The 1221-nt window shown below is 70.4% G+C and carries 2 protein-coding genes; both read left to right on the forward strand.

The window, feature by feature from the left end; translation table 11 throughout:
* Positions 1–360 (forward strand): hypothetical protein (locus AB0B91_RS66210; RefSeq protein WP_358343284.1); only part of this gene is annotated, 360 nt, incomplete at its 5' end.
* Between the two features lie 448 nt (positions 361–808).
* Positions 809–1174, forward strand: coding sequence for a hypothetical protein (locus AB0B91_RS66215; RefSeq protein WP_358343286.1), 366 nt, complete (start codon positions 809–811; stop codon positions 1172–1174).
* Positions 1175–1221 lie beyond the last annotated feature (47 nt).

Below are 1221 nucleotides of genomic sequence, written 5' to 3' on the forward strand. Positions count from 1 at the left end.
GTGCTGTGCGACGTGGCCGCCCAGATCGCCCTGGTCGCCGCCCTGGCGGCGACGGCCGTGGCGCAGGAGCCGTCGACGCCGAGCTGGCTGGTCGCGATCTTCGCCGGCACCTGGATGGTCAACCTGGTCACCTCCGTGATGCAGGCCGGCCCGAACGCCGCCAGCATGGTCACCTCGACCTCCCTGCCCGTACGCCTCGTGAAGCTGGTCCGCGACTACGGCGCGGTGATCTTCGCCGCCGGTCTGGTGCTGGCCTTCGCCCCGGGTCTGGTCCTCTGGGTGATGGTGGCGTTCACGATCGTCAACGGCGGCTTCCTGCTCGCCAGCATCGCCTTCTCCGCCCGCGCCTCACTGCGCTGAGGTGCGACGCCGGGGCGGCCTACCCCTCTTCGGCCCCTGTCGAGCTGCCCCGTCTGTGCGACCGCTCGGACGGCACGACACCACGACTGACCGCACGTGAGTCGCCCATCACCGTGGCGGCGGAGATCTTGGCAGGAGAGCGCCCCTCCAGGGGCACTTTCCTACCAAGATCTCCAGCCGTCCCAAGCAGCAGAATGGAGTTCCCGGAAGGTGGCACGGTAGAAGCGATCACGTCAGCGTGAAGCAGTACGGGGACGCTGGTAACCCGCTCGACGGCGCCGACGTCGTACTCATCGGTCTGTTCTCGGCCAAGGAGAAGCAGTACGAGGGCCGGCTCGACGAGCTTGCCGCCCTGGCCGAGGCCCGCGGCAGCCGGGTGGTGGGTCGGTACGTTCAGCGCCGGGGCGCTTCCGACCGGTGGCAGGAGCGCCCAGGAGGGGCTGCCCGGATGTCCCAACCCTTCTCCCGCCGGACGCTGCTGACACACGGCAAGGTCCGGGAAATCGCCGAGGCGTGCCGGGCGGCAGGAATCGACGCCGCGATCTTCGTGAACGCCCTGACACACCTACAGCGGAGGGTCCTGGCCGACATCCTCGGCTGCGTCATATTCAGCGGCGACGACCTCACCGCCATGGCGGAAACGAGTAGCGGCGGGCCACTACGGGTGCCGTCCGCTCAGAGAGCCCACGAGCGTCCGATACACCGCCGCCCCGGCAAGCGAGGTGGTGCAGCGCGGAGGGGCGGTCAGCTCAAGGAGGCGTACACGTCGAGGAGGCGCTTGGTGACCACGTCGGGGTGGAACGTGCGCTCGTAGCGGGCGCGGGCCGCCGGGGCCAGCGTCGCCGCGCCGGCCCGGGCCAC

Origin of the sequence: Nonomuraea sp. NPDC049141, from assembly GCF_040648415.1 — a bacterium.
Lineage (GTDB): Bacteria > Actinomycetota > Actinomycetes > Streptosporangiales > Streptosporangiaceae > Nonomuraea.

What these genes read in the sequence shown, in the direction of transcription:
- AB0B91_RS66215 (WP_358343286.1), top strand. Translation starts at nt 809, where the DNA reads ATGTCCCAACCCTTCTCCCGCCGGACGCTGCTGACACACGGCAAGGTC.